The organism is Antrihabitans auranticaus (assembly GCF_016481275.1).
Lineage (GTDB): Bacteria > Actinomycetota > Actinomycetes > Mycobacteriales > Mycobacteriaceae > Antrihabitans.
Genome location: NZ_JAEMNW010000001.1, coordinates 285,018 through 308,254 on the forward strand (window position 1 = coordinate 285,018; position 23,237 = coordinate 308,254).

Here is a 23,237-nt window from a genome sequence, read left to right on the forward strand (position 1 = left end):
CTCGGACCCAGCGGGAAGAGGCGAGTGATGACCGATTCAGGCAAAAGCGGCACGGCAACCGAGGAGCCCACCCTCAAAAGAGTTATGGGGCCGGGTCTTCTGCTCTTGTTCATCGTCGGCGACATCCTCGGCACCGGGATCTACGCGCTCACCGGACGCGTTGCCGGACAGGTCGGTGGCGTCGTGTGGCTGCCCTTCCTCGTCGCGTTCGTCGTTGCGCTGATCACAGCCTTCAGCTACCTGGAACTGGTCACAAAGTATCCGCAGGCCGCCGGCGCTGCCCTGTACACGCACAAAGCATTCGGCATCCAATTCGTGACGTTCATGGTCGCGTTCGCCGTCATGTGCTCGGGCATCACGTCCGCATCGACGGCGTCGCGAGCATTCGCGTCGAACTTCTCCAGCGCATTCGAACTCGACCTGAAGACCGGCGTGTGGATCACAGTGATCGGCTTGCTGTTCATGGGCGTCGTTGCCGCCGTCAACTTCCGCGGTGTCGGCGAGAGCGTGAAGTTGAACGTGCTGCTGACGTGCGTCGAACTTTCCGGGCTGCTGATCATCATCTGCATCGGTGCGTGGGCACTCGGTATCGGTGACGGCGACTTCTCGCGGGCAACCGAATTCGACACCGGCGACCGCACCGCACTCGGCGGTGTGATCGCGGCGAGCACGCTGGCGTTCTATGCGATGGTCGGCTTCGAGGACTCGGTGAACATGGCCGAAGAATGCAAGCAACCGAGCAAGATCTTCCCCAAAGTGCTACTCGCCGGACTGATTACGACCGGCATCATCTACATGCTCGTATCGATCACATCGGTGGCCCTGGTCCCCCACGCAGAGCTGATCGAAACCGACACGCCCCTGCTGTCGGTCGTCGAACGCGGTGCACCGGCCTTCCCGACGGACCTGTTCGCCTACATCTCCATGTTCGCGGTTGCGAACTCGGCGCTCATCAACATGCTGATGGCGAGCCGACTGCTCTACGGCATGGCGCGCCAGGGCGTAATTCCGCGCGTGCTCGGCAAGGTTCACCCGACGCGGCGAACCCCGTACGTATCGATCGGATTCACGACGCTGCTCGCGTTCGGCCTGATCATCTTCGTCGGCGAAGTGCCCGCACTGGGCGGGACGACGTCGTTGCTGCTGCTGTGCGTGTTCACGGTGGTGAACGTCGCGTGTCTCGTCCTGCGTAAGGACCCGGTCAAGCACAAGCACTTCAGGGCGCCGACCGTGCTGCCCGTGGTCGGCGCACTGGCGTGCGCGTTCCTCGCGACGCCGCTGACCGACCGTCCGGTCGCGGAATACAAGGTAGCCGGAGTCCTGCTGGCAATCGGACTCGTCCTGTGGGCGATCACCCACTTCATCAACAAGCGAACCGGCGCGATGTACGTGCACATCGACCCGGAAACCCTGCTCGACGAGGACCCGGTGGAGACCCAGAAGTAGGCTGGCCGGATGCCGGACCTGCATCCGAATCTCACGCCGCTCGCGCCCCTGCTCGGCACCTGGGCGGGCAAGGGCGAAGGCGAATATCCGACGATCGAATCTTTCGGCTACCTCGAGGAAATCACCTTCGGTCACGTCGGCAAACCTTTCCTCGCCTACGGCCAGAAAACGAAGGCGGCCGACGACGGACGTCCGCTGCATGCAGAGACCGGTTACCTGCGCGCGCCCGCCCCCGGCCGGGTCGAACTGGTCCTCGCCCATCCGACCGGGGTCACCGAAATCCAGGAGGGCACCGTGACCGTCGGTGCCGACGGCGCGCTGGAGTTGGAACTGAACGCGACGGCGATCGGGCTGACCGGTACTGCCAAAGAAGTTACTGCACTTGGCCGTTCGATCCGCGTGGTCGGTGACGAACTGACCTACACCCTGCGTATGGGTGCGGTGGGTCTGCCACTGCAACACCATCTCGCTGCCACCCTGCACCGTCGATAAGGAGTCTCATGCGACTGCCGTTTCAAGCGGAACAGCCGCCGGTCCGCCGTGTCGCGGTACCGGCCGATGTGAACGCGGTCTCACGGCGCGGGGAAGAAGTCGAAACGACCATCGACGTCGACCGCATCTGGGCAGCAGTCCGCGAGTGGTACGGCGTCGGGGTGAATCCGGCGATCCAGTTGTGCCTGCGCCGAAACGGCGACGTCATTCTCAACCGATCCATCGGGCATGCCTGGGGTAACGCGCCGACCGATCCCGAGGACGCCGAGAAAATCGTCGTCACCCCCGAGACGCCGTTCTGCGTGTACTCCGCGGCCAAGGGCATCACGACGACGCTGATGCACATGCTGATCGAGCGCGGTTCGCTCGGCCTCAGCGACCGCGTGTGTGACTACCTGCCGGACTTCACCAGCCATGGGAAAGACCGCATCACGATTCGGCACGTCCTCACCCACAGCGCAGGCATGCCGTTCTTCTCGGTCGGCGGCGGCCGTAAGAACCTGGATCGCGCGGGAGATTCCGAATTCGCCGTCCGGGCCCTGTGTGAGGCGAAGCCGATCTACCGGCCCGGGCTCTTCCACGTCTACCATGCGCTGACGTTCGGGTTCCTGACGCGCGAGATCGTCCGGGCGGCGACAGGCCGCAGCATTCGTGACGTCCTCGCCGAGGAGATCCTCGACCCGCTCGGCTTCCGGTGGACCAACTACGGCGTCGCACCCGCGGACGTTCCTGCGGTCGCGCCGAGCCACGCCACGATGCGCGATGTTCCCGAACCCATCGCCACCGCCTTCCGGAAAGCGATCGGCGGCACGCTGTACGACATCATTCCCGTCACCAACGACCCCCGTTTCCTGACGTCGGTCATCCCGTCGAGCAACACCGTCTCCAACGCCTTCGAGTTGTCCCGGTTCTACGAAATGCTGCGGCGCGGTGGCGAACTCGACGGCGTACAGGTCCTCGAACAGGAGACTCTGCGCCGCGCGGTCACCCCTGCAACCCGCATGCGCCCCGATGTCTCCACCGGCCTCAACCCCATGCAGTGGGGTGTCGGTTTCATGTTGGGCGGCAACAGGTTCGGACCGTTCGGCCGGAACACCTCGACAGCGTTCGGGCACATGGGTCTCATCACCGTTGCGGGCTGGGCGGACCCGCAGCGCGGGCTCGCGGCCGCACTGGTCACCAGCGGAAAGCCCGGCATGCACAAGGAGGCCGACCGCTACCCCGCGCTCATGAACCTGATTGCCGCCACAATCCCCGACATCCCCGAGCGCGAGCGTCCGTTCGTGCGCAACGTGAGTCTGCGCGCGTGACCACGGCGACCGTCGTCGGGTCCGGACCGAACGGCCTGGCGGCGGCTGTCCGGCTCGCGCAGCATGGGATCGACGTGACCGTGCTGGAAGCCAAGGACGAGATCGGCGGCGGGACGCGGTCGGGCGCCGCGATCGTGCCCGGCCTGATCCACGACCACTGCTCTGCCGTCCACACGATGGCGGTCGGTTCACCCTTCCTGACGTCCATAGACCTCGCACAATACGGTCTGGAATGGTGCTGGCCCGAAGTCGACTGCGCCCACCCGCTCGACGACGGCACAGCCGGGGTGCTCTACCGGTCGATCGAGCAGACGGCAGCCGGACTCGGCGTCGACGGCGGTCGCTGGCGGCGCTCGTTCGCCCGGCCGGCGGCAGGCTTCGACGAACTCGCGGAGGACATCATGGGTCCTCTGCTACGGGTGCCGTCGCATCCGATCGGGTTGGCCCGCTTCGGCATTCCCACCGTGGCACCGGCAGCACTCTATGCGCGCCGGTTTCGGACCGAGCAGGCGCGAGCATTGTTCGGTGGCGTCGCCGCACATACTTTCCGGCCGTTGCACCTCCCACTGACGTCAGCGATCGGGTTGGGCATCATCACGGCCGGTCATCGGCACGGTTGGCCGGTCGCCGCGGGCGGTTCGAGCGCGATCACCGCGGCCCTCGCTCGAATGCTCGTCGCGCTCGGCGGAAAGATCGAAACCGGGGTGTGCGTCCGCGCCTTCGCGGAACTACCCGTCGCGGACGTCACGATGTTCGACCTCGCGCCGGAGGAGGTCGCCGACATCCTGGGCGACGCACTGCCGCGGCGGACCGCTCGGGCCTACCGCCGATTCAGGCACGGGCCAGGTGCGTTCAAGGTGGATTATGCGGTCACCGACGGCGTCCCGTGGACGAGTTCCGCGGCGCGTCAGGCCGGAACCGTGCACGTCGGAGGTTCGTTCGCCGAGATCGCGGCAGGCGAGCGCCAGATTCACGCGGGAAAGATGCCCGATAAACCGTTCGTCCTCGTCGGACAGCAATATTTAGCCGATCCACAACGGTCGGCCGGCAACGTCCATCCGCTATGGACGTACGCACACGTGCCGAACGGCTTCACCGGTGACGCCACCGAAGCGATCACCGCCCAGATCGAGCGGTTCGCGCCCGGCTTCCGGGACCGCATTGTCGGGACAGCCGTCCGTACGACGACAGAGTTCGCCGCCTACAACCGCAACTTCATCGGCGGCGACATCATGACCGGCGCCAAAGACATTCGCCAACTGGTGTTCGGTCCACGAACAACGTTGCAGCCCTACAGCATCGGCATCCCGGGCGCGTTCATCTGCTCCGCCGCCACGCCGCCGGGGCCGGGCGCGCACGGCATGTGCGGCTCCAACGCAGCCGACGCCGCCCTGCGCTATCTGGCGTGAATCAGTACTGCTCGTACTCGACCGGCAACGCCGCGAACATGTCTGTGGTGACCGCAACCGCGTTGTCGGAACTGCCGCCCCGGACGACGAGAGTCGCGAACGCGAGATCGCCGCGGTAGCCGACGAACCAGGCATGCGATCCGCCCGCGACCTCTGCCTCGCCCGTCTTGCCGTACACCTCGCCCATCTCCGAAATGCGGGTGGCGGTACCGCTCGTCACCACGAGTCGCATCATCCCGCGCAGCCCGTCGACCATCGCCGGCTTGATCAGTGGACGCTCACCCTCGATCGTCGTCGGGAAGCCCGCGATCAGCTGCGGTGTCGGAGTCACCCCGTGCGCCACGGTCGCTGCTGCGAGCGCCATCCCGAACGGGCTGATGACCACCTTGCCCTGGCCGAACCCGTCTTCGGTGCGCTGCGTCAGATCGTCAGCTGGCGGCACCGAGCCCGAGTCGGTCGGCAGGCCGACGACGTTGTAGTCCGGGCCGATTCCCATTTCGGATGCTGCGACGTGCAGCGCGTCGGGACGCATTTCGCTCGCCAGCTTCGCGAACGACGTGTTGCACGACCGCGCGAAGGCGGTCGCCATCGGGACTGTGCCCAGCGCGAATTCGTTGTAGTTCGGAATACTGCGTTCGCCGATCTCGATCCGGCCCGGGCACGGGACCAGCGTGTCCGGCGTCGCCAAGCCACCGTCGATCGCCGCAGCCGCAGTAATGATCTTGAACGTCGATCCCGGTGGATAGAGGCCGGTCGTCGCTACCGGTCCGTCGCGGTCGGCTGCTTTGTTCTGTGCGACCGCCAGGATCTCACCGGTCGATGCCTTGATCACGACCATCATGGCCTGGTCGGTCCGTGCGTTCACGGCATTCTGTGCGGCGTCCTGGATCGGCCGGTCGAGCGTGATCGTGAACGACGCCACCGGCTGCGGCGCGGTCTCGGTCAGCACATCGGTATCCACGCCGTTCGCGTTGACCGTGACGACGCTCCAACCGGCCTTGCCGTCGACGTCGTCGATGATCTTCTTCTTCACCTGACCGATCAGGTCGGGCGCGAAGTTACGGTCCGTCGACACGAGGTCGGCTTCGTCGTTGACCGAGACGCCGGGAATCGCGGCGAGTTGCAATTGGACGACGTCGAAGTCTTCTTGCTTCAGCGTGGCGACGTGGTAGTCGCCGCGCGTCGCGGTTGCCGACTCGACGATCGACTGCGCTGTCACCGTCTTGTCGAACGCACTCAGGATTCTGGCGAGCGTATTCGCCACTGCGACAACGTTTCCCGCCTTCGACGCGTCCAGCTTGATCCGGTGCACGACCCCCGGAACCAGAACGTCCGAGCCGGAATGCTCGTTGACTCGAGCGCGGGGCGCGGGCGTCGAGCGCAGCGACAGGGTCTGCGTTTCGCCCAACCGCGGGTGAACGTCGGTCGATGTCCAGCGGACCGCCCAATCGCCGTTCTTGCGGCCCATCTGCAGCTCGCCCGAGTAGGCCCACACGCGACCCTTCGGCAGGTGCCACTCGTAGGTGTACTCGACGGTCGCGGTGTCGCCGCTGACGTGGACCGAACCGGTCGAGGCGGTCAACGACTCAGCCTGCAGGTCCTCCCACGTCCGTGCGAGAACAGCGCGGGCGCGATCGGGCTGATCCGTCGTCAGCGCCGCGAGATCGAAGTCACGCTCGGCGAAGGCATCGACGAAATCGTCCGCTGCGGGCGACGGACCGGCAGGTTTGGGAGTACACGACGCCAGGCCGACTGTCAGGGCCGCCGCAGCGCCGACCACGACGACGCGCGTCGCGAACGACCAGCGGAAACGGCGGATACTCATCGCCGCCATAGTAATTCGGTGGCCTGCCCGAAACCGGGAGGCAGGGCCGTGACCGGCCCGGCAACTGGGTCAATCCAGCAACACCGTCGAGAACGTCGCGATCTGCGTGAACCCGACTCGCTCGTATGCGCGCCGCGCGCCGCGATTGAAATCGTTGACATACAGGCTCGCTGTGCGGCCCGACGCGATGATCGCGTTCACGACGGCCGCCGTCCCGGCCGCACCGATGCCGTGCCCGCGATAAGAGGGGTGCACCCAGACACCCTGAATCTGGCCGACCGTTCGCGAGAGCGCACCGACCTCGGCCTTGAAGATGACCTCGCCGTTCTCGATCCGCGCCCATGCGCGCTTGGTGGCGATCAGGTGCGCGACGCGGCGCCGGTAGGCACCGCCGCCGTCGTTGCTACGCGGGTCGACCCCGACCTCTTCGATGAACATCTCGATCGCCGCGCTGAGATACGGGTCGAGTTCCGCCGCCGTCGCGTTGCGCACCAGCGTGTCCGCCGCAATCACCGATGGCCGCGCGATGGCGAGCAAAGGTTGCGTGAAACGTAACTCACGGGCCGGACCCCAGCCATCTTCGAGCAACTCCCACAGGGGCATCGCGAGTTCGCGTCGGCCGACGATCGACGAACACATCCGCGGGCCGCGACTCGCCCGTTCTGCGAACGCGCGCAGATCATCGGAATCACCGCGCAGCGGAACGAGATTGGCGCCCGTGTAACACAGGGACTCGCTGGGACCTCCACGGCTCCACAGCTCCCCGGGGAACATGCTCGGGTTCAGCCCGAATTCCTCGACCCGGGCCGCAACCATGCACGACGCGACGGGATCAGCGTCGAGTACCCGGAGAACGTTTGCCTCGTCCCGGCTCCCCAGCTGCCTCGCACCGAGCAGTTTCAGCACGGCGAAAATCCCCAGGTCGGATCGGGCACATCACCAGCGTGCCATGAACACGGGCTGAATGGGATACTTCTGTGCCATCTGTGCTGCAGGCGTGTTCAGTCCAGCAAGATCGTCGAGAAGTCCGCCACCCGAGTGAAACCGACTCGGTCGTAGGTCCGCCCAGCCGCAACATTGGAGTCGTCGAAGTACAGGCTCGCCGTACGCCCGGACTTCACTATTGCGTCGACGACCGCAGCAGTTCCGGCGGCGCCGTGTCCTGCACTGCGGTGCTCCGGGTGTACCCACACCCCCTGTATCTGCCCGACTGCGCGCGACAAAGCACCGATCTCTGCCTTGAAAATCAATTCGCCGTCTTGATACCTCGAAAACGCACGGCCACTACCGATCAATTGCTCGATCCGCTGCCGGAAGGCATTCCCACCGTCGTGCGTAGTCGGATCCAGACCCGTCTCTTCGATGAACATGGCCAGCGCGGCAGCCAGGTAGCCGTCCACCTCTGCCGGCGTCGCGGTGTGCACCAGCGGATCCGGTGCAATTGCCGGAGCCGTGGAGATAGCCAGCAGCGGCTGCTCGAATCGCAGCTCACGCGCCGGACCCCAATGCGGTGTGAGCGATTCCCACAGCGGCATCGTCAACTCCCGCCGGCCGACGATCACAGAGCACTTCCGCGGAGTGCGAGTCACGCGATCGGCGAAGGCTCGCATGTCGCCGGCATCGCCGCAGAGCGGCATGACGTTGGGCCCCGAGTAGCACAGCGACGAACTCGGCCCGCCCCGACTCCACAGCTCACCCGGAAAGGTGTGTGGGCTCAGGCCGAACTCCTCGACCCGCGCGGCAGCCATGCACGACGCAACCGGATCGGCGCCGAGGACCCGGAGAACCTTTGCCTCGTCGCGCCTTCCGAGCTGCCTCGCGCCGAGCAGCTTCAGCATGTCTCTAGCGCTTCGCGCCTGTGCGCTGTCAGCGGGTCCGGAGGCTCCCCAACCGCGCACGGGGTCCGGTCAACTGACGCTGACAACCGGCGATCCCGCTTCCGCGTCCTCGCCGTACTCCTCCGCGATCCGCATAGCTTCCTCGATCAGCGTCTCGACGATCATCGCTTCCGGCACAGTCTTGATGACCTGCCCCTTCACGAAGATCTGCCCCTTGCCGTTGCCCGAAGCGACACCGAGGTCGGCTTCACGAGCCTCGCCCGGACCGTTCACGACGCAGCCCATGACCGCCACGCGCAACGGAATCTCCATGCCTTCGAGCCCGGCTGAGACCTCGTTGGCGAGCGTGTAGACGTCGACCTGCGCACGACCGCAAGACGGGCAGGAAACGATCTCCAGCTTGCGCGGGCGCAGGTTCAGCGATTGCAGAATCTGATTGCCCACCTTCACCTCTTCGGCGGGCGGGGCGGAAAGCGACACCCGGATCGTGTCACCTATGCCGCTCGACAGCAGCGCACCGAATGCGACGGCGGACTTGATCGTGCCCTGGAACGCGGGGCCCGCCTCTGTGACGCCTAGGTGCAGCGGATAATCGCACTTTGCGGCGAGCTGGCGATACGCCTCCACCATGATCACCGGGTCGTTGTGTTTGACCGAGATCTTGATGTCGCCGAAACCGTGCTCTTCGAACAGGCCCGCTTCCCACAGCGCGGATTCGACGAGTGCCTCGGGCGTCGCCTTGCCGTACTTCTGCAGCAACCGGGGGTCGAGCGAACCTGCGTTCACACCGATCCGGATCGGAATTCCGGCAGCACCGGCGGCCTTCGCGACTTCCTTCACGCGACCGTCGAATTCCTTGATGTTGCCCGGGTTGACCCGGACGGCGGCGCAACCCGCGTCGATCGCCGAGAAGATGTACCGCGGCTGGAAGTGAATATCGGCGATGACGGGGATCTGGCTCTTCTTCGCGATGATGGCGAGCGCGTCGGCATCTTCCTGCCGTGGACATGCCACGCGCACGATGTCGCAGCCACTCGCGGTCAGCTCGGCGATTTGCTGCAGCGTCGCGTTGATGTCGTGTGTCTTGGTCGTCGTCATCGACTGCACAGAGATCTGGTGGTCGCTTCCCACACCGACCGACCCCACTTGCAGCTGACGGGTCTTGCGCCGCGGCGCAAGCACCGCCGCGGGTGGTGTCGGCATCCCCAATCCAACAGCGCTGGTCACACGGCATCCCTTCGTCGCTGGCTCGTAGCCGATTCTATGCCAACGCGCGCGCCGCACCGCCCGGCGAGAGCCTCGCCGGGCGGTGCGAGCAGCACTATTCGCCTGCCGTTAACTTCATCACGTCGAGGAACAGCGGCAGCTCGTCGGTTCGGGGGCCGGTCGCGACTCCGGCGTCGTACTCCGCCTTTCCCCCATCGGAGATGGTGTCGATGGTGTCCTCCGACGCGAGCCTCGACTCGAGCTCGAACTCGGCGAACTCGAACGGCAAACCGTTGGCGTTCAACGGGTCCGGTCCGTCCATCACGTGGAAATGCAGGTGTGGAGCATCGGTGTTACCCGAGTTTCCGAGCAGTCCGATGACCTGGCCGGTCGACAATTGGTCGCCTACCTTCACCTTCACCCCGTCGCCCGGCTGCAGGTGCGCATAGAGCACGAAGTGCCCGTCACCGATGTCCTGCACGATGTGGTTGCCGCCATACTGATCGAGCGGCAGACCGGTCGGACTCGCCCCGGGAACCTGCTCGGGAAGATCGTTGACAACGGCGACGACCTCGCCGTCTGCGACAGCGTGCACATTGTCACCGAAGTACGCATAGCTCTCGACCTTGGTCTTGTCACCGGTGAAGAGCAGTCCGGCGTCGTCGAGCTGCACCCAGTCGATCGCAAAACGCTCGGCTACCCGGAACTGCCCGTTGATCGGATTCATCGCCGTCCGGTGCGGGGTCGGGATGCAGCAACCGTTGGCGTCGGTCCAGTGCGGTCCGTCGAGCGGAGGGGCAATCACCACCGGGGCCGTCTTGTCGACTTCGACCGGCGCGATCGTCTCGCTGAGGGTAGGCGGAATCAACGGGGGATCCGGATTCGCGATGTCGATGTCGATCACGTGCTCGATCCGATCGGGAACGTCTGCCTCGTTCTCGACGGTTGCATCGATCCACACGACGGCAGATTGCCCAGGTCCGAGCACCGCGCCCGGTGCCGTCGCGCCGTAGACACGCATCCACGTCTCGAGGTCCGCTCCGGTGATCTCTTGCAGCGTCTTCCCGCCGGCCGTTGCCTTCACCGACTTCACTGTCACCGGCGACGTATAGAGATTCGTCAGGAAAAGCTCGTACGCCATGTGCGTGCGCTTGTTCGCCCCGGTGACCGGGATAGGCGGCGCGACAACGGAACCGATCATGGGCGTGATTTCGGGTGGCTGTTCCGACGTCGTCGACGGTCCGGAGGTGGCAGTGGTTTCCGAATCGGACGAATCCGAATCCGAACAGGACGCGATGACGAGACAAGCAGCCGTGCCAAGGACGAGGGCTGCTCCGCGGAAGCTGCGATTCATCGGCCGATGCTAGCCCTGTCGGACGGCCTTCGACACGACTTCGTTCAAACTTCCACTACACGCGCGAACTACTGGAACAGCTTGATCGGATTCACGATGTCGGCGGTCAACGTGAGCAGCATGTACGCACCGCCGATGACGATCACGACGTACGTGGCGGGTAGCAATTTCAGATAGTCGACCGGAGATCCCGGCGGCAGACCCTTGCGTGCGCGACGGGTGTCACGGACCTTCTCGTACGCGGTCACGGCCATGTGCCCACCGTCGAGCGGCAGCAAGGGCAACAGGTTGAACGCGCCGAGGAAGAAGTTCAGGCTCGCGAGCAGCAGAATGAACACTTCCCACAAACCGCGCTCGGCGACCTGACCGCCGATGACGCTCGCGCCGACCACGCTGATCGGAGTCTCGGGATCCCGCTCGCCGCCGGTCACCGCGCCCCACAGGTCGACGACCTTCGCGGGCATCTGAGCGAGACCCTGGACCGTGCGAACGAACATGTCACCGGTGAATACTGCTGATGCCGGAATTGCGGTGATCACGTTGTACTGAATCGGCAGGTAGTAATCCGAACCGACGCCGACCGCGCTGACCGTCTTCAGGTACTTCTCGCCGGTGTCGTTGTCGAGGACGAGCCGCGTCACCTGCTGCGGGCGCACAGTGACCTGCAGCGGCGTGCCGTCGCGCTCGATGTCGTAGACGATCGGACCGGTCTGGCTCTGGGTCTGCTCGAGCAGCTCCGCCCACGACGACACAGCGACGCCGTTGATCTTCTCGACGACATCGCCCTTCTGCAGACCTGCCTGCTCGGCAGGACCGGCGCCGGTACATTCCGAAAGTTTGCCCTGCGCATCCTGATTCGCGACGCAGCTCGTGTCACCGAGAGCGGTCGCGGGTGGTTCTGCGAGGTTGGGAAGACCCCAGCCGACGGCGAGCACCATGATCAGGACGAAGCCGAGAACGAAGTTCATCCCGATTCCGGAGATCATGACGACCTGACGCTTCCACGTCTTCTGGCGATACATCGCGCGGTCGAGCTCTTCGGGTTCGAGTTCGTCGAGCGCGGTCATCCCCGCGATATCGCAGAAGCCGCCGAACGGCAGTGCCTTGAGGCCGTACTCGGTCTCACCGCGCCGCCACGAGAACACCTTCGGCCCGAAGCCGATGTAGTACCGGCGCACCTTCATGCCGAGGCGTTTGGCCGCCCACATGTGCCCGCACTCGTGCAGTGCGATCGACGCCGCGATACCGAGGGCGAACAGCACGACCCCCACAACGAACACCATTCGGCGTTAATCCTCCTGCTTGACAAGTTCCCGCGCTCGCGAGCGCGCCCAGCCGTCGGCTGCGAGCACATCGTCCAAGGTAGCGGGTTCCACAGACCACTGGTCGGCTGCACCGAGCACGCGCTCGACCGTGCGCACGATCGCTGGGAATCGGACCGCGCCTTCGAGGAACGCCTCGGCCGCGATCTCGTTGGCCGCGTTGTAGACCGCTGTCGAGCAGCCACCGCGCTGACCTGCCGCTCTGGCGAGGTCGACGGCGGGGAAGACGGTTGTGTCGAGCGGTTCGAATTCCCACGTTGCGGCCGTGGTGAAGTCGCAGGCCCCTGCGGCACCGGCAACTCGGCTCGGCCAACCGAGAGCGAGCGCGATAGGCAACTTCATGTCCGGCGGGCTGGCCTGGGCCAGCGTCGAACCGTCGGTGAACGTCACCATCGAGTGAACGATGGACTGTGGGTGGACCGTGACGTCGATCCGGTCGTAGGGAATGCCGAAGAGCAGATGCGTCTCGATGAGTTCGAGCCCCTTGTTCACCAGTGTCGCCGAATTGAGCGTGTTCATCGGTCCCATCGACCAGGTCGGGTGGCCGAGCGCCTGGGTCGGAGTGACGGATTCGAGCTGCTGCGCCGTGAACCCGCGAAACGGACCTCCGGAGGCGGTGAGCACCAACCGGTCGACCTCGTCGGCGGTCCCGCCGCGCAGGCACTGCGCCAGCGCGGAGTGCTCCGAGTCGACGGGCACGATCTGGCCGGGCGCAGCTGCTTTCGTGACGAGCGATCCGCCCGCGACCAGCGATTCCTTGTTTGCCAGAGCCAACCGCGCACCCGACGCGAGGGCCGCGAGTGTCGGTTCGAGCCCGAGCGAGCCGACAAGCGCATTCAGGACGACATCCGCTTCTGTGCGCTGGACCAGTTCGGTGACCGCCCCCGGACCCTTCAGCGGGGCATCGAGGCGTGCACCTGCGCCCTCGTCGGCTATCGCGAAGTTCTTCACACCGGTCGCTGCGAGCTGCTCGCGCAGCAGGTCCAGCTTTCCACCGCCCGCCGCCAGGCCGACGACCTCGAACTTGTCGGGGTTGGCGGCGACGACCTCGAGTGCTTGGGTGCCGATCGAGCCGGTGCTGCCGAGCAGAAGCACGCGGGTCCGCGCATGAACAGTCACGGACCTATTGTTCCCGATGGCGCCCGCCAACCCGAATCCCGGCGGCAGCGGGTGGGTTCCGTAGCTACGACGACCAGTCGTATGTCACGATATGGCGAGCACATTCACATGTCAGCAGAGGAGCGATCGTGGCGGGCACGGAGTTGGAGCAGGCCAAGAAGGTCAAGGCCACCGTCGATACTGTCGAGGTTCCCTCCGCCGAATGGGGCTGGAGTGGCGAGGCACCGAGGTTCTTCCGGTTCATGGGCTGGTTCGTCGCTGTGGCGCTCCTGACGATGATCATCGGCAACCACACCGGTCGCGTCGAGGACCTCTATCTCGTGGGATTCTCCGCGGCCATCGTCGTCATTCTCATCCGCGACATCGTCCGGCGACGTCGCGATACCTGAAGCTCAGTTTTCGGCTGCGAGCTGCCCGCAGGCGGCAGCAATTTCCTGACCCCGCGTATCGCGCACCGTGCAGGACACACCCTGGGCGATAACCCTGCGCACGAACTCGCGCTCGACCGGCTTCGGGCTGGCATCCCATTTGCTTCCAGGAGTCGGATTCAGCGGAATCAAGTTGACGTGGACCCGCGCGCCCAGCGCCTTGTGCAATTTCTTGCCGAGTAGATCGGCGCGCCACGGCTGGTCGTTGATGTCCCTGATCAGCGCGTACTCGATCGATACGCGACGACCCGTCTTGTCGGCGTAGTACGTCGCGGCGTCGAGGACCTCGGAAACCGACCACCGATTGTTCACCGGCACGAGCGTGTCCCGCAGTTCGTCGTCGGGCGTGTGCAACGACACAGCGAGCGTGACGGACAGCCCCTCGTCGGCCAGTTTGCGGATAGCCGGTGCCAGGCCGACGGTCGAAACCGTGACCGACCGTTGCGAGATTCCGAGGCCGTCCGGTGCAGGCGAGGTAATTCGCCGGACCGCGGCAACAACCCGCTTGTAATTGGCGAGCGGCTCCCCCATGCCCATGAAGACAATGTTCGACAGCCGTCCCGGCCCGCCCGCGACCTCGCCGTCGCGCAACGACGCGGCCGCCGCGCGCACCTGGTCGACGATCTCTGCCGTCGAGAGGTTCCGCTGCAGACCGGCTTGTCCGGTCGCGCAGAACGGGCACGCCATGCCGCAGCCGGCCTGACTCGAGATGCACAGGGTCGACCGGTCCGGGTAGCGCATCAGAACACTCTCGAGCAGCGTCCCGTCACCTGCCTTCCACAGCGTCTTGCGCGTCTCTCCAGAGTCGCAGACGACATGCTTCAGCGGCGTGAGCAGCGTCGGAAAGAGCGCGGCGCCAACCTGTTCCCGGACGGCCGCCGGGAGATCGGTCATCTTCTCCGGGTCTGCTTCCAACCGCGCGTAGTACTGGCGCGCGAGCTGGTCGGCACGAAAACCCGGCAGACCAAGTTCCTGAACTGCGGCGCGACGCTCGGCAGAATCGAGGTCGGCGAGGTGCCGTGGCGGCATGCCGCGCCGGGGAGCGTCGAAAACAAGCGGAAGCGAAACAGCCATAGTGAGGTCCAGTGTCCCACTGCACTGGGCTGCGGACCCAATCGTGACTTGTGCCTCCGCCGAATCGCTTTCGCGCGGGTCCGCCGTGCGACATGATCGTTTCATGGCGCTACCTCCCGAACCCATGCCCAACGACCCGGGTATCGGCGCGATTTCCGACCTGGGACCACCCGTCAAAATCACCCAGACGCGCGCGAGCTATGCCTGGATCGGCCTGGTGATCAGCATCGTCGCGGGCATCTTCCTGTTGATTTTCATCGTGCAGAATTCCGAAACCGCACAGGTAGATCTTCTCTTCTGGGACTTGCAGGTGCCGCTCGGAGTCGCGCTGCTGATCGCGTCCGTTCTCGGCGCGTTGATCACGGCAATCGTCGGCGGAGTCCGGATCGTGCAGATTCGCCGCGCCGCGAAGCGAATGTAGGCGTTGTGGCCGGCCATCGGATCCCAGCCGAGCTCGCCCGTTCCTGGCTGCTCGTACCCGCAACCAAACCGGAAGCTTTCGCGCCGGTACCCGAGGACGGCGTCGACGCCGTCATCATCGACATCGAAGACGCGGTCTCACCGCCGCAGAAGGCTGCGGCGCGCCGGAGCGCTGTCGACTGGCTGAACAACGTCGGCAATGCCTGGGTCAGGCTGAACGACGCAACGACCTCCTTCTGGGCCGAGGACCTCGAAGCCCTCGCCGCGTGCAAGGGCTTGGCCGGTGTGATGCTCGCGAAAGTCGAGAGCGGCTATCAGATCGAGGCCACCGCCGACCGCCTGCCCGAGGGCACACGAATTCTCGCGCTGATCGAATCTGCGATGGGACTGGAAGCCGCACCGGAGATCGCGCGCGCAAGCGGGACTTTTCGGCTTGCGTTCGGCAGCGGTGACTTTCGCCGCGACACCGGTATGAGCGACGATCCCGCGGCCATGGCCTACCCGCGTGCTCGGCTCGTCATCTGCAGTCGTGCAGCGCGACTACCTGGGCCGATCGATGGTCCGACCGTCAACCGCAACGAAAGCATCCTTCGCCGCGACTCGGCGCTGGCTGCGTCCATGGGCATGACCGGTCGACTGTGCATGCATCCTGAACAGGCGCTCGCGGTCAACCAGGGCTTGAGTCCCAGCGCCGACGACGTTGTCTGGGCGCGCGACGTGATCACCGAGTTGGGCGAAAACGGCGAGCACGTCCGCGACGGTAGCGACAAGCCGCGCCTCGCGAAGGCGATAAAGATCAGGACGCTGGCGACGGCATTCGGGATCGGCTGACCGCGCTAGAGCAGCAATCCGTGCGGCTTCTGCTTCAGGTGGATCCGGTAGCGCACGTCGAGCGCGAGCCCCTGCGTCGCTGCTTCCGCACGCGCTGCGGTCTGCTTGGTGAATTCGATACCGAGCACGGCGCGCAACGCCTCGCGGGTCGGGAACACCCACCGCGTGTCGACGCGCCGAGTCGTGAAACCTGCTGTGGTGAAGAAACTTTCGACCGCGACGGCGTCGTAGTGCGGTAAATCCGCCCGCATCCACGAACCGTAGTCGTTTGCGGTGGCGTCGAGGTCGACGATCGCCAGCCGACCGCCCGGCCGGAGCACTCGTTCGGCCTCGGCAATACCGGGTCCGCAGCGACGATCGAAGAAGTACGCGGTGCGCGCGTGGACGAGGTCGGCACTGGCATCCGGAAGCGGGAGGGCTTCCGCGGACCCGTGTAGCACCGTGACGTTCGAACCGGCTCGCTTCGCGGCGGACCTGAGCAGTGGACGATGCGGCTCGACGCCGACCACAGATCGCGCGGTCGCCCCGAACTCCGGTAGGTGGAAACCGGATCCGCAGCCGACGTCCACCACGTCCTTGCCTGCCCAGTCGGCGAGTTCGCGCAGCACGTCGAAGATGGCGCCCTCGACGTCTTGCGCACGATTCTCGAGTTCGTAGACATCGGGCCAGTGCCAGATGTTCGGGCTCGGGATGATGCCCACAGCCGAACCGTCAGACGAAAGCGGTGAGGATCGCCCAGGAGACGAAAGCCGACGGCAGCATCGAATCGAGCCGGTCCATGATGCCGCCGTGGCCCGGCAGCATGGTCCCCATGTCCTTGATGCCGAGTTCGCGCTTGACCTGCGACTCGATCAGGTCGCCCAGGGTCGCGACAACGACGAGCGACACACCGAGCAGTACACCGATCATCGAGTTCGCGTCGAGCATCAGCGTGACGGTCAGCAGACCGCCGATGATGGCGAAGACCAGCGACCCGGCGAAACCCTCCCACGACTTTTTCGGGCTGATCGACGGCACCATCGGATGCTTGCCGAACAGCACGCCCGCGGTGTAGCCGCCGACGTCCGAGCACACGACGCCGATCATGAAGACGAGGACGCGCTCGCCGCCGTTGTCCTGCAACACGAGCAACACGGCGAACGCAGCGAGCAGTGGCACCCAGGCCGCAACGAACACGGCAATCGCCGTGTCGCGAAGGAAATTCTTCGGTGCAACCTTGAGCCCGTGGTCGAAGAGACGCCAGACCATGCAGACGAGAACTGTGGCCGCAAACGCACCCAGAACGCCGATCGGACCTTGTGGCCACCCCAGCCAGATAATCGCCTGCCCACCGAGGAGCAACGGAATCCGGGGCACAAGAACGTCCGCCTCGCGCAGCCGCTTGGCGACCTCCCAGGTCGCGATCGCGACGGCCACCGCCACGACCGGAATCAGTACCTTGGGCACGAACACGAGCAGCAGCACCAACGAAACGCCGAGCGTCCCACCCACCCCGATCGCTGCGGGGAGGTTACGGCCGGCCCGGGACTTCTTGGGCTCAGGCTCGGCAGGCGGCTGCGGGTCGGCGACAGCACGCTCCTCGTGTGCTGGCGCTTCCGGTGCGGTGTCGGCGCCCACGGGTGGCTGCGCCAGATCGGTCGTCGACTCGACCCGGTTCGATACCCCGCCTGCAGTTGCCTCGTCAGTCACCGTCATTGATCCCGTCGTTCCACTCGCACCGCCACATGTCCCCCAAACGTTCCTACCGAGTAGTGTCCCGCAAACCGGGCTATACCTCGAGCAGTTCGGCTTCCTTGTGTTTGACGAGATCGTCGATCATGCCGACGTAGCGCGAAGTGACCTTGTCGAGTTCCTTCTCGGCTCGCTTCACGTCGTCTTCGCCGGCGTCGCCATCCTTCTCGATCCGGGCAAGCTCGTCCATCGCCTTACGCCGAATGTTTCGTAGCGAGATCTTGCTGTCTTCACCCTTCGACTTGGCCTGCTTCACGAGGTCGCGGCGTCTTTCCTCGGTCAACTGCGGCACCGAAATCCGGATGATGTCGCCGTTGTTGGTCGGGTTGACGCCGAGGTCCGAGTTCCGAATCGCCGTCTCGATCTGGCCGAGCTGCGACTGCTCGTACGGCTTGATGACGACCATGCGCGGTTCGGGCACGTTGATGCTCGACAGCTGCGTGATGGGTGTGAGCGTGCCGTAGTACTCGATCACGATGCGCTGGAACATTCCGGCGTTGGCCCGACCCGTGCGAATCGACCCGAGATCGTCCTTCGCCACCGAGACGGCTTTCTCCATCTTCTCCTCGGCGTCGAAGAGAGCTTCATCAATCACGGCCGTGCCTCCAGTTTTGTGGCCGGCTGGTAATCCTCCGGCTGCGAGTCATGACTTGACCAGCGTTCCGATCTTCTCACCGGACACCGCTCTGGCGATATTCCCCTCGGTGAGCAGATTGAACACGAGCATCGGCATCTGGTTGTCCATACAGAGGCTGAAGGCGGTTGCATCGGCAACCTTCAGACCCTTCTCGATGACCTCGCGGTGCGAGATCTCGGTAAACATGGTTGCGGTCGGGTCGAGCCGCGGATCGGCCGAATACACGCCGTCGACGGCTTTCGCCATCAACACGACCTCGGCGCCGATCTCGAGTGCGCGCTGCGCGGCCGTCGTGTCGGTCGAGAAGTACGGCATGCCCATGCCGGCCCCGAAGATCACGACGCGCCCCTTCTCGAGGTGCCGACGCGCACGCAACGGCAGGTACGGCTCCGCGACCTGGCCCATCGTGATCGCCGTCTGCACGCGAGTGTGCACGCCCTGCTTTTCGAGGAAATCCTGCAGCGCAAGGCAGTTCATCACCGTTCCGAGCATGCCCATGTAGTCCGACCGTGCCCGTTCCATGCCGCGTTCCTCGAGTTCGGCGCCGCGGAAGTAATTGCCACCGCCGATGACGACAGCCACCTGCACGCCGGATTTGACCACCTCGGCGATCTGCGCGGCAACGGTGGTGACCACGTCAGGGTCGAGGCCGACTTTCCCGCCACCGAACATCTCGCCACCGAGTTTGAGCAGAACACGCCCGAACCCCGGTCGTTCGTCAGCCGTGTCCAGTTCGCTCATGGAACTCCTCGCGATGCTCTAGGCGACGCCGTTTACATGAAAGGGCCATCACAGCAAGCACGCCGGATGGCTGCACCTATCCTGCCTTATCGGCGCGGAATCGATTCAACCAGGCACACCAATCCGCCGAGAGTGCAGGCCCGGTGCAACGGCAAAGCCCCACCGTCCGGGACCGGAGGGTGGGGCTTCGACGGGACTTCAGCAGATCAGCTTGCGCCGACCTCGAAGCGTGCGAAGCGAGTGATCGTCACGCCTGCCTCGTCGAGAATCGACTTGACGGACTTCTTCGAGTCCTGGACCGACGACTGCTCGAGCAGGACGACGTCCTTGTAGTAGCCGTTGACGCGGCCTTCGACGATCTTCGGCAGCGCCTGCTCCGGCTTGCCCTCTTCACGAGCGGTCTGCTCGGCGATGCGGCGCTCGTTCTCGACGACGTCGGCGGGGACCTCGTCGCGCGTCACGTACTTCGCCTTGAGCGCCGCGATCTGCATCGCCGCACTGCGAGCGGCTTCGGCAGCTGCGTCGCCTTCGCCGGTGTACTCGACGAGCACGCCGACAGCCGGCGGCAAGTCGGAGGAGCGCTTGTGCAGGTAGGTCGCGACCGGGCCGTCGAAGGAAATGACGCGACGGATCTCGAGCTTCTCACCGATCTTGGCCGAAAGCTCCTGCACCGCGGCGTCGACGGTCTTGCCGCCGAGGTCGATTGCGTTGAGGGCTTCGATATCGTTCGGCTTCGCTTCCGCGGCAGCCGCTGCGACCGAGTTGGCGAAGTCCTGGAACTCGGCGTTCTTGGCGACGAAGTCGGTCTCGCTGTTGACCTCGATCAGGACGCCACCGTTGGCGACGACCAGGCCTTCGGCGGTGGTGCGCTCGGCGCGCTTGCCGACATCTTTGGCGCCCTTGATGCGGAGCTGCTCGACGGCCTTGTCGAAGTCGCCGTCATTGTCTGCCAGTGCGTTCTTGCAGGCGAGCATGCCTGCACCAGTGAGCTCGCGGAGCCGCTTGACGTCAGCGGCGGTGTAGTTCGCCATTATTGGCGAGCCTCCTTTGGTATGGAAAAGGTGGTCTGAACCATCCTTGCCGACCCTCCCCTGGTGGGAAAGGCCGGCAAGGTGAACAACGGATCGAGCGGATCAGGCGTCGGCCGCGGGAGCCGCTTCGGTTGCTGCTTCTGCGGGGGCCGCTTCGGCTGCCGGAGCCGCTGCTGCTGCCGGTGCTGCTTCGGCTGCCGGTGCTGCCGAAGCAAGCAGTTCCTGCTCCCACTCCGCGAGCGGTTCGCCGGCGCCAGCCTCGGGCTTGTCGTCGGAAGAACCGATTCCCGCACGAGCCTGGACGCCCTCGGCGACCGCGGAAGCGACAACCTTGGTCAGCAGTGCGGCCGAGCGGATCGCGTCGTCGTTACCCGGGATCGGGTAGTCGACGAGGTCGGGATCGCAGTTGGTGTCCAGGATCGCGATGACCGGGATGTTCAGCTTGCGGGCCTCACCGACGGCGATGTGCTCCTTGTTGGTGTCGACGACCCAGATCGCCGACGGCACCTTCGCCATGTCCCGGATTCCGCCCAGCGTGCGGTCCAGCTTGGTCATCTCACGCGTGAGCATGAGGATTTCTTTCTTGGTACGACCCTCGAAGCCACCGGTCTGCTCCATGGCTTCGAGTTCCTTCAGGCGCTGGAGGCGCTTGTGGACGGTCGAGAAGTTGGTGAGCATGCCACCGAGCCAGCGCTGGTTCACGTACGGCATCCCGACCCGGGTTGCCTCGGCCGCGATGGACTCCTGCGCCTGCTTCTTGGTGCCGACGAAGAGAACGGTGCCACCGTGGGCGACGGTCTCCTTGACGAACTCGTACGCCTTGTCGATGTAGGTCAGCGTCTGCTGCAAGTCGATGATGTAGATGCCGTTGCGGTCGGTGAAGATGAATCGCTTCATCTTCGGGTTCCAACGGCGGGTCTGATGCCCGAAGTGCGCGCCGCTGTCGAGCAGCTGCTTCATTGTTACAACAGCCATAGCTGTCTGCTTCTTTCTGTTGCCGGTTGCCGCAGGATGCCCCGGTGGACTCCTGCCCTGGCGCCCACCGTCCGTCGGACCCGAAAATTCGGGACCAGCCGACGACACACTGCGCAAATGCACAGAACGCGGGCGCGCGAAGTCGGACTGTGCAAGCACAGACCGCAGTAGGCAGTGTACGGCGTCGCTCGTCGGACTCCTAATGAGGTTCGATCACGCGGCAGACTCGGCTGCAGCCAGCTCCGATTTCCACACCCGGAAACCCTCTTCCGTGCGGCCGCGCCGCCAATAACCGGAAATCGACGCCCACTCGGCCGTGACCCCCTTCTCCTTGCGCACGTACCGCCGCAAGTCGTGCATGACAGTCTGTGCCTCGCCGTGCACGAACACGTGCACACGTCCGGGCAGCCACTCGAGTTGCCGCACCGCCAAAGCCAATCCGGACGCCGACGGATCCGCGTCGCGAACAATCCAGGTCAGGTCGACGTCGCCGGCAGACTGCAACTCGACTGCATCGCGACGATCGCCGATCTCGACGAAAACCTTCGCCCGACTGCCGGGCGCCAACGCCTCGAGCGCCGCTGCGATCGCGGGCAGTGCCGACTCGTCACCTGCGAGGAGATGCCAGTCGGCGTCCACACGCGGTGAATACGAGCCGCCGGGACCGAGAACGTCGATCACCGCGCCAGGCTGTGCGGCCGCCGCCCACGGCCCGGCGATGCCTTCGTCACCGTGTACGACGAAGTCGATCGCGAGTTCGCGCGCCTCCACGTCGACCGCGCGCACCGTGTACGTCCGCATCACCTCACCGGAAGCGGTCGGAAACACCAGCTTGACGTAGGAATCGGTGAACGTGCTGGGCGCGAATGCATCGAAGCCCGGCCCACCGAGATGAACTCGGACCATATGCGAACTCAACTGCGCGGTGCACAGCACTACCAACGTTGTTCTCGACCTTGCCATGTATCGGCCCCTCACGTCCTCAATTAGGTTTACCTAACAAAGGCTACCCTAATCAGGATCTGGGCTCAGAACTCGACCGTCCTCCCCCGTGGAAGTTGAACGAGGCGCGTTCCGTATTTCGACGTCAGTTCGAGGCAGTCCTCGAGGAACACCGGCCACTCCAGGCGGGGAACTGGCTGCGGCTTGTCGTCGACCGGCTTCAAGAAGTTGTCGTGATGACACGGGATGATCACCTTCGGCTGCAACTGACGGCCGAGGCGCGCGATGTAGTCCGGCGTGCCCTGTCGTGCTGCCAGGCACGCGATCACGACGTCGACAGGTTGCTGACGCGCGAACGGTTCGTCTTCGAATCCCGCACTGGTGTGCAGATAGAACGTCCTGCCGCCGAATGCGACACGGTACGAGAACACCTGACCGCGCGGCCAGCGAAATGGGCTGCGCGGCATACCTGTACCGCGCAGCTCGAGGACATCGATCTTGTTCGCGATCGGCACGATGCCGTGTTGCGACGCAACTGCTTCGACGGTGAACGGCCCGATCGTGCGGGTCTCGCCATCCACGACGGTGTGGACCTGCCGCTCCGAAACCCCTTGACGCCGACAGATCTCCGTCGTCGTCTCGCTGCCGTAGACGACTGCGTCCGGGTTGCCGCGCGCGATCTCGGCAACGTCCATCGCGTGGTCCCAGTGCGTGTGACCGACGAATGCTGCCGCCACTCCCCCGAATGCTCGTTGCACCAGGTCGCTTTTCGACTTCGCGGGACGCAGCAACGCATCGACGACGCCCGGGTTGCTCACGAACGGGTCGAAACAAATCTTGGTGCCCTCGTAGTCGAGCACAATGCCGGCGCAGCCCGTCCACGTGATCGTGGCACCCAGCGCGTCGGGGCCCAACCAGCCCGGCGCCGGCGCCTGAGCCGGAAATATCTCAGGCCGAGCACTCGCGATCGGCGCAACCATCATCGGCCCGGTCAAGCATGCGAGACACATTCTTCATTCCCATCGCCGTTCACCCGAACAGCGCCATCGTAGGCGCCGGTCCGGACACGAAACGGCGCAATCAGCGACACCTGTGGATTACCGCCG

The 23,237-nt window shown here is 65.1% G+C and carries 23 protein-coding genes; 7 read left to right on the top strand and 16 right to left on the bottom strand.

Annotated features, from left to right (window positions below; translation table 11 throughout):
- The first annotated feature begins 27 nt into the window (after positions 1-27).
- The 4 genes from JGU72_RS01150 to JGU72_RS01165 are packed head-to-tail and all read left to right on the top strand — an operon-like array spanning position 28 to position 4,657.
- Positions 28-1,446: an APC family permease gene (locus tag JGU72_RS01150; RefSeq protein WP_233531021.1), complete on the top strand. Its 1,419-nt coding sequence runs from the start codon at positions 28-30 to the stop codon at positions 1,444-1,446.
- 9 nt (positions 1,447-1,455) lie between these two features.
- Entirely contained in the window at positions 1,456-1,938 is a 483-nt protein-coding gene (locus JGU72_RS01155; protein ID WP_199681923.1) for a peroxynitrite isomerase, read from the top strand.
- Positions 1,939-1,946: 8 nt separating this feature from the next.
- Positions 1,947-3,248, top strand: coding sequence for a serine hydrolase domain-containing protein (locus JGU72_RS01160; RefSeq protein ID WP_199681924.1), 1,302 nt, complete (start codon positions 1,947-1,949; stop codon positions 3,246-3,248).
- On the top strand, positions 3,245-4,657 hold the full coding sequence (locus JGU72_RS01165) for a phytoene desaturase family protein (RefSeq protein ID WP_199681925.1): 1,413 nt from the start codon (positions 3,245-3,247) through the stop codon (positions 4,655-4,657). Before JGU72_RS01160 ends, JGU72_RS01165 begins: the two co-directional genes overlap by 4 nt.
- Position 4,658: 1 nt before the next feature.
- Here the strand turns inward: JGU72_RS01165 and JGU72_RS01170 are convergent, their stop codons facing one another.
- The 7 genes from JGU72_RS01170 to dxr all read right to left on the bottom strand — a co-directional run bounded on the left by JGU72_RS01170 (position 4,659) and on the right by dxr (position 13,321).
- Positions 4,659-6,482, bottom strand: a complete 1,824-nt coding sequence (locus JGU72_RS01170; RefSeq protein ID WP_199681926.1) for a penicillin-binding transpeptidase domain-containing protein — start codon at positions 6,480-6,482, stop codon at positions 4,659-4,661.
- 69 nt (positions 6,483-6,551) lie between these two features.
- Complete coding sequence (locus JGU72_RS01175) at positions 6,552-7,388, bottom strand: GNAT family N-acetyltransferase (protein ID WP_199681927.1); 837 nt, start codon at positions 7,386-7,388, stop codon at positions 6,552-6,554.
- Between the two features lie 95 nt (positions 7,389-7,483).
- Entirely contained in the window at positions 7,484-8,320 is an 837-nt protein-coding gene (locus tag JGU72_RS01180) for a GNAT family N-acetyltransferase (RefSeq protein ID WP_199681928.1), read from the bottom strand.
- A 69-nt stretch (positions 8,321-8,389) separates the two neighbouring features.
- Positions 8,390-9,547 (bottom strand): flavodoxin-dependent (E)-4-hydroxy-3-methylbut-2-enyl-diphosphate synthase, encoded by a 1,158-nt coding sequence (gene ispG / locus JGU72_RS01185; protein ID WP_199681929.1) that lies wholly within the window; start codon positions 9,545-9,547, stop codon positions 8,390-8,392.
- Positions 9,548-9,641: 94 nt separating this feature from the next.
- Positions 9,642-10,880: a M23 family metallopeptidase gene (locus JGU72_RS01190; RefSeq protein ID WP_199681930.1), complete on the bottom strand. Its 1,239-nt coding sequence runs from the start codon at positions 10,878-10,880 to the stop codon at positions 9,642-9,644.
- Between the two features lie 68 nt (positions 10,881-10,948).
- Positions 10,949-12,163, bottom strand: a complete 1,215-nt coding sequence (locus JGU72_RS01195) for a M50 family metallopeptidase (RefSeq protein WP_199681931.1) — start codon at positions 12,161-12,163, stop codon at positions 10,949-10,951.
- 6 nt (positions 12,164-12,169) lie between these two features.
- Positions 12,170-13,321, bottom strand: a complete 1,152-nt coding sequence (gene dxr / locus JGU72_RS01200; RefSeq protein ID WP_199681932.1) for a 1-deoxy-D-xylulose-5-phosphate reductoisomerase — start codon at positions 13,319-13,321, stop codon at positions 12,170-12,172.
- A gap of 128 nt (positions 13,322-13,449) precedes the next feature.
- Between dxr and JGU72_RS01205 the strand changes: the two genes are divergently transcribed.
- Positions 13,450-13,710, top strand: coding sequence for a DUF2631 domain-containing protein (locus JGU72_RS01205; RefSeq protein ID WP_199681933.1), 261 nt, complete (start codon positions 13,450-13,452; stop codon positions 13,708-13,710).
- A gap of 3 nt (positions 13,711-13,713) precedes the next feature.
- Here JGU72_RS01205 and rlmN read toward each other — a convergent pair whose 3' ends face one another.
- The gene (gene rlmN, locus JGU72_RS01210) at positions 13,714-14,823 is read right to left on the bottom strand and encodes a dual-specificity RNA methyltransferase RlmN (RefSeq protein WP_199681934.1); all 1,110 of its coding nucleotides are present in this window, start codon (positions 14,821-14,823) and stop codon (positions 13,714-13,716) included.
- A 103-nt stretch (positions 14,824-14,926) separates the two neighbouring features.
- Between rlmN and JGU72_RS01215 the strand changes: the two genes are divergently transcribed.
- Complete coding sequence (locus tag JGU72_RS01215) at positions 14,927-15,244, top strand: LapA family protein (RefSeq protein ID WP_199681935.1); 318 nt, start codon at positions 14,927-14,929, stop codon at positions 15,242-15,244.
- Positions 15,245-15,249: 5 nt separating this feature from the next.
- Positions 15,250-16,074, top strand: coding sequence for an HpcH/HpaI aldolase/citrate lyase family protein (locus JGU72_RS01220; protein WP_199681936.1), 825 nt, complete (start codon positions 15,250-15,252; stop codon positions 16,072-16,074).
- Between the two features lie 5 nt (positions 16,075-16,079).
- On the opposite strand, the gene JGU72_RS01225 is transcribed toward JGU72_RS01220, so the two are convergent.
- From JGU72_RS01225 to JGU72_RS01260, 8 genes are all read right to left on the bottom strand, one after another.
- Entirely contained in the window at positions 16,080-16,769 is a 690-nt protein-coding gene (locus JGU72_RS01225) for a class I SAM-dependent methyltransferase (protein ID WP_199683126.1), read from the bottom strand.
- Between the two features lie 16 nt (positions 16,770-16,785).
- Entirely contained in the window at positions 16,786-17,769 is a 984-nt protein-coding gene (locus JGU72_RS01230; RefSeq protein WP_199681937.1) for a phosphatidate cytidylyltransferase, read from the bottom strand.
- Between the two features lie 73 nt (positions 17,770-17,842).
- Positions 17,843-18,400 (bottom strand): ribosome recycling factor, encoded by a 558-nt coding sequence (gene frr / locus JGU72_RS01235; protein ID WP_199681938.1) that lies wholly within the window; start codon positions 18,398-18,400, stop codon positions 17,843-17,845.
- A 48-nt stretch (positions 18,401-18,448) separates the two neighbouring features.
- Positions 18,449-19,183 (bottom strand): UMP kinase, encoded by a 735-nt coding sequence (gene pyrH, locus JGU72_RS01240; protein WP_199681939.1) that lies wholly within the window; start codon positions 19,181-19,183, stop codon positions 18,449-18,451.
- A gap of 206 nt (positions 19,184-19,389) precedes the next feature.
- Complete coding sequence (gene tsf, locus JGU72_RS01245; protein ID WP_199681940.1) at positions 19,390-20,214, bottom strand: translation elongation factor Ts; 825 nt, start codon at positions 20,212-20,214, stop codon at positions 19,390-19,392.
- 102 nt (positions 20,215-20,316) lie between these two features.
- On the bottom strand, positions 20,317-21,189 hold the full coding sequence (gene rpsB / locus JGU72_RS01250; RefSeq protein ID WP_199681941.1) for a 30S ribosomal protein S2: 873 nt from the start codon (positions 21,187-21,189) through the stop codon (positions 20,317-20,319).
- Positions 21,190-21,402: 213 nt separating this feature from the next.
- Entirely contained in the window at positions 21,403-22,152 is a 750-nt protein-coding gene (locus tag JGU72_RS01255) for a siderophore-interacting protein (RefSeq protein WP_199681942.1), read from the bottom strand.
- A gap of 65 nt (positions 22,153-22,217) precedes the next feature.
- Positions 22,218-23,141: an MBL fold metallo-hydrolase gene (locus JGU72_RS01260; protein ID WP_199681943.1), complete on the bottom strand. Its 924-nt coding sequence runs from the start codon at positions 23,139-23,141 to the stop codon at positions 22,218-22,220.
- Positions 23,142-23,237 lie beyond the last annotated feature (96 nt).

Bases quoted from the DNA above. Each gene is read 5' to 3' on its own strand.
- JGU72_RS01150 (WP_233531021.1), top strand. From the start codon at position 28: ATGACCGATTCAGGCAAAAGCGGCACGGCAACCGAGGAGCCCACCCTC.
- JGU72_RS01155 (WP_199681923.1), top strand. From the start codon at position 1,456: ATGCCGGACCTGCATCCGAATCTCACGCCGCTCGCGCCCCTGCTCGGC.
- JGU72_RS01160 (WP_199681924.1), top strand. From the start codon at position 1,947: ATGCGACTGCCGTTTCAAGCGGAACAGCCGCCGGTCCGCCGTGTCGCG.
- JGU72_RS01170 (WP_199681926.1), bottom strand. From the start codon at position 6,482: ATGAGTATCCGCCGTTTCCGCTGGTCGTTCGCGACGCGCGTCGTCGTG.
- JGU72_RS01180 (WP_199681928.1), bottom strand. From the start codon at position 8,320: ATGCTGAAGCTGCTCGGCGCGAGGCAGCTCGGAAGGCGCGACGAGGCA.
- JGU72_RS01190 (WP_199681930.1), bottom strand. From the start codon at position 10,880: ATGAATCGCAGCTTCCGCGGAGCAGCCCTCGTCCTTGGCACGGCTGCT.
- JGU72_RS01195 (WP_199681931.1), bottom strand. From the start codon at position 12,163: ATGGTGTTCGTTGTGGGGGTCGTGCTGTTCGCCCTCGGTATCGCGGCG.
- rlmN (WP_199681934.1), bottom strand. From the start codon at position 14,823: ATGGCTGTTTCGCTTCCGCTTGTTTTCGACGCTCCCCGGCGCGGCATG.
- JGU72_RS01215 (WP_199681935.1), top strand. From the start codon at position 14,927: ATGGCGCTACCTCCCGAACCCATGCCCAACGACCCGGGTATCGGCGCG.
- JGU72_RS01230 (WP_199681937.1), bottom strand. From the start codon at position 17,769: ATGACGGTGACTGACGAGGCAACTGCAGGCGGGGTATCGAACCGGGTC.
- pyrH (WP_199681939.1), bottom strand. From the start codon at position 19,183: ATGAGCGAACTGGACACGGCTGACGAACGACCGGGGTTCGGGCGTGTT.
- tsf (WP_199681940.1), bottom strand. From the start codon at position 20,214: ATGGCGAACTACACCGCCGCTGACGTCAAGCGGCTCCGCGAGCTCACT.
- rpsB (WP_199681941.1), bottom strand. From the start codon at position 21,189: ATGGCTGTTGTAACAATGAAGCAGCTGCTCGACAGCGGCGCGCACTTC.
- JGU72_RS01255 (WP_199681942.1), bottom strand. From the start codon at position 22,152: ATGGCAAGGTCGAGAACAACGTTGGTAGTGCTGTGCACCGCGCAGTTG.
- JGU72_RS01260 (WP_199681943.1), bottom strand. From the start codon at position 23,141: ATGTGTCTCGCATGCTTGACCGGGCCGATGATGGTTGCGCCGATCGCG.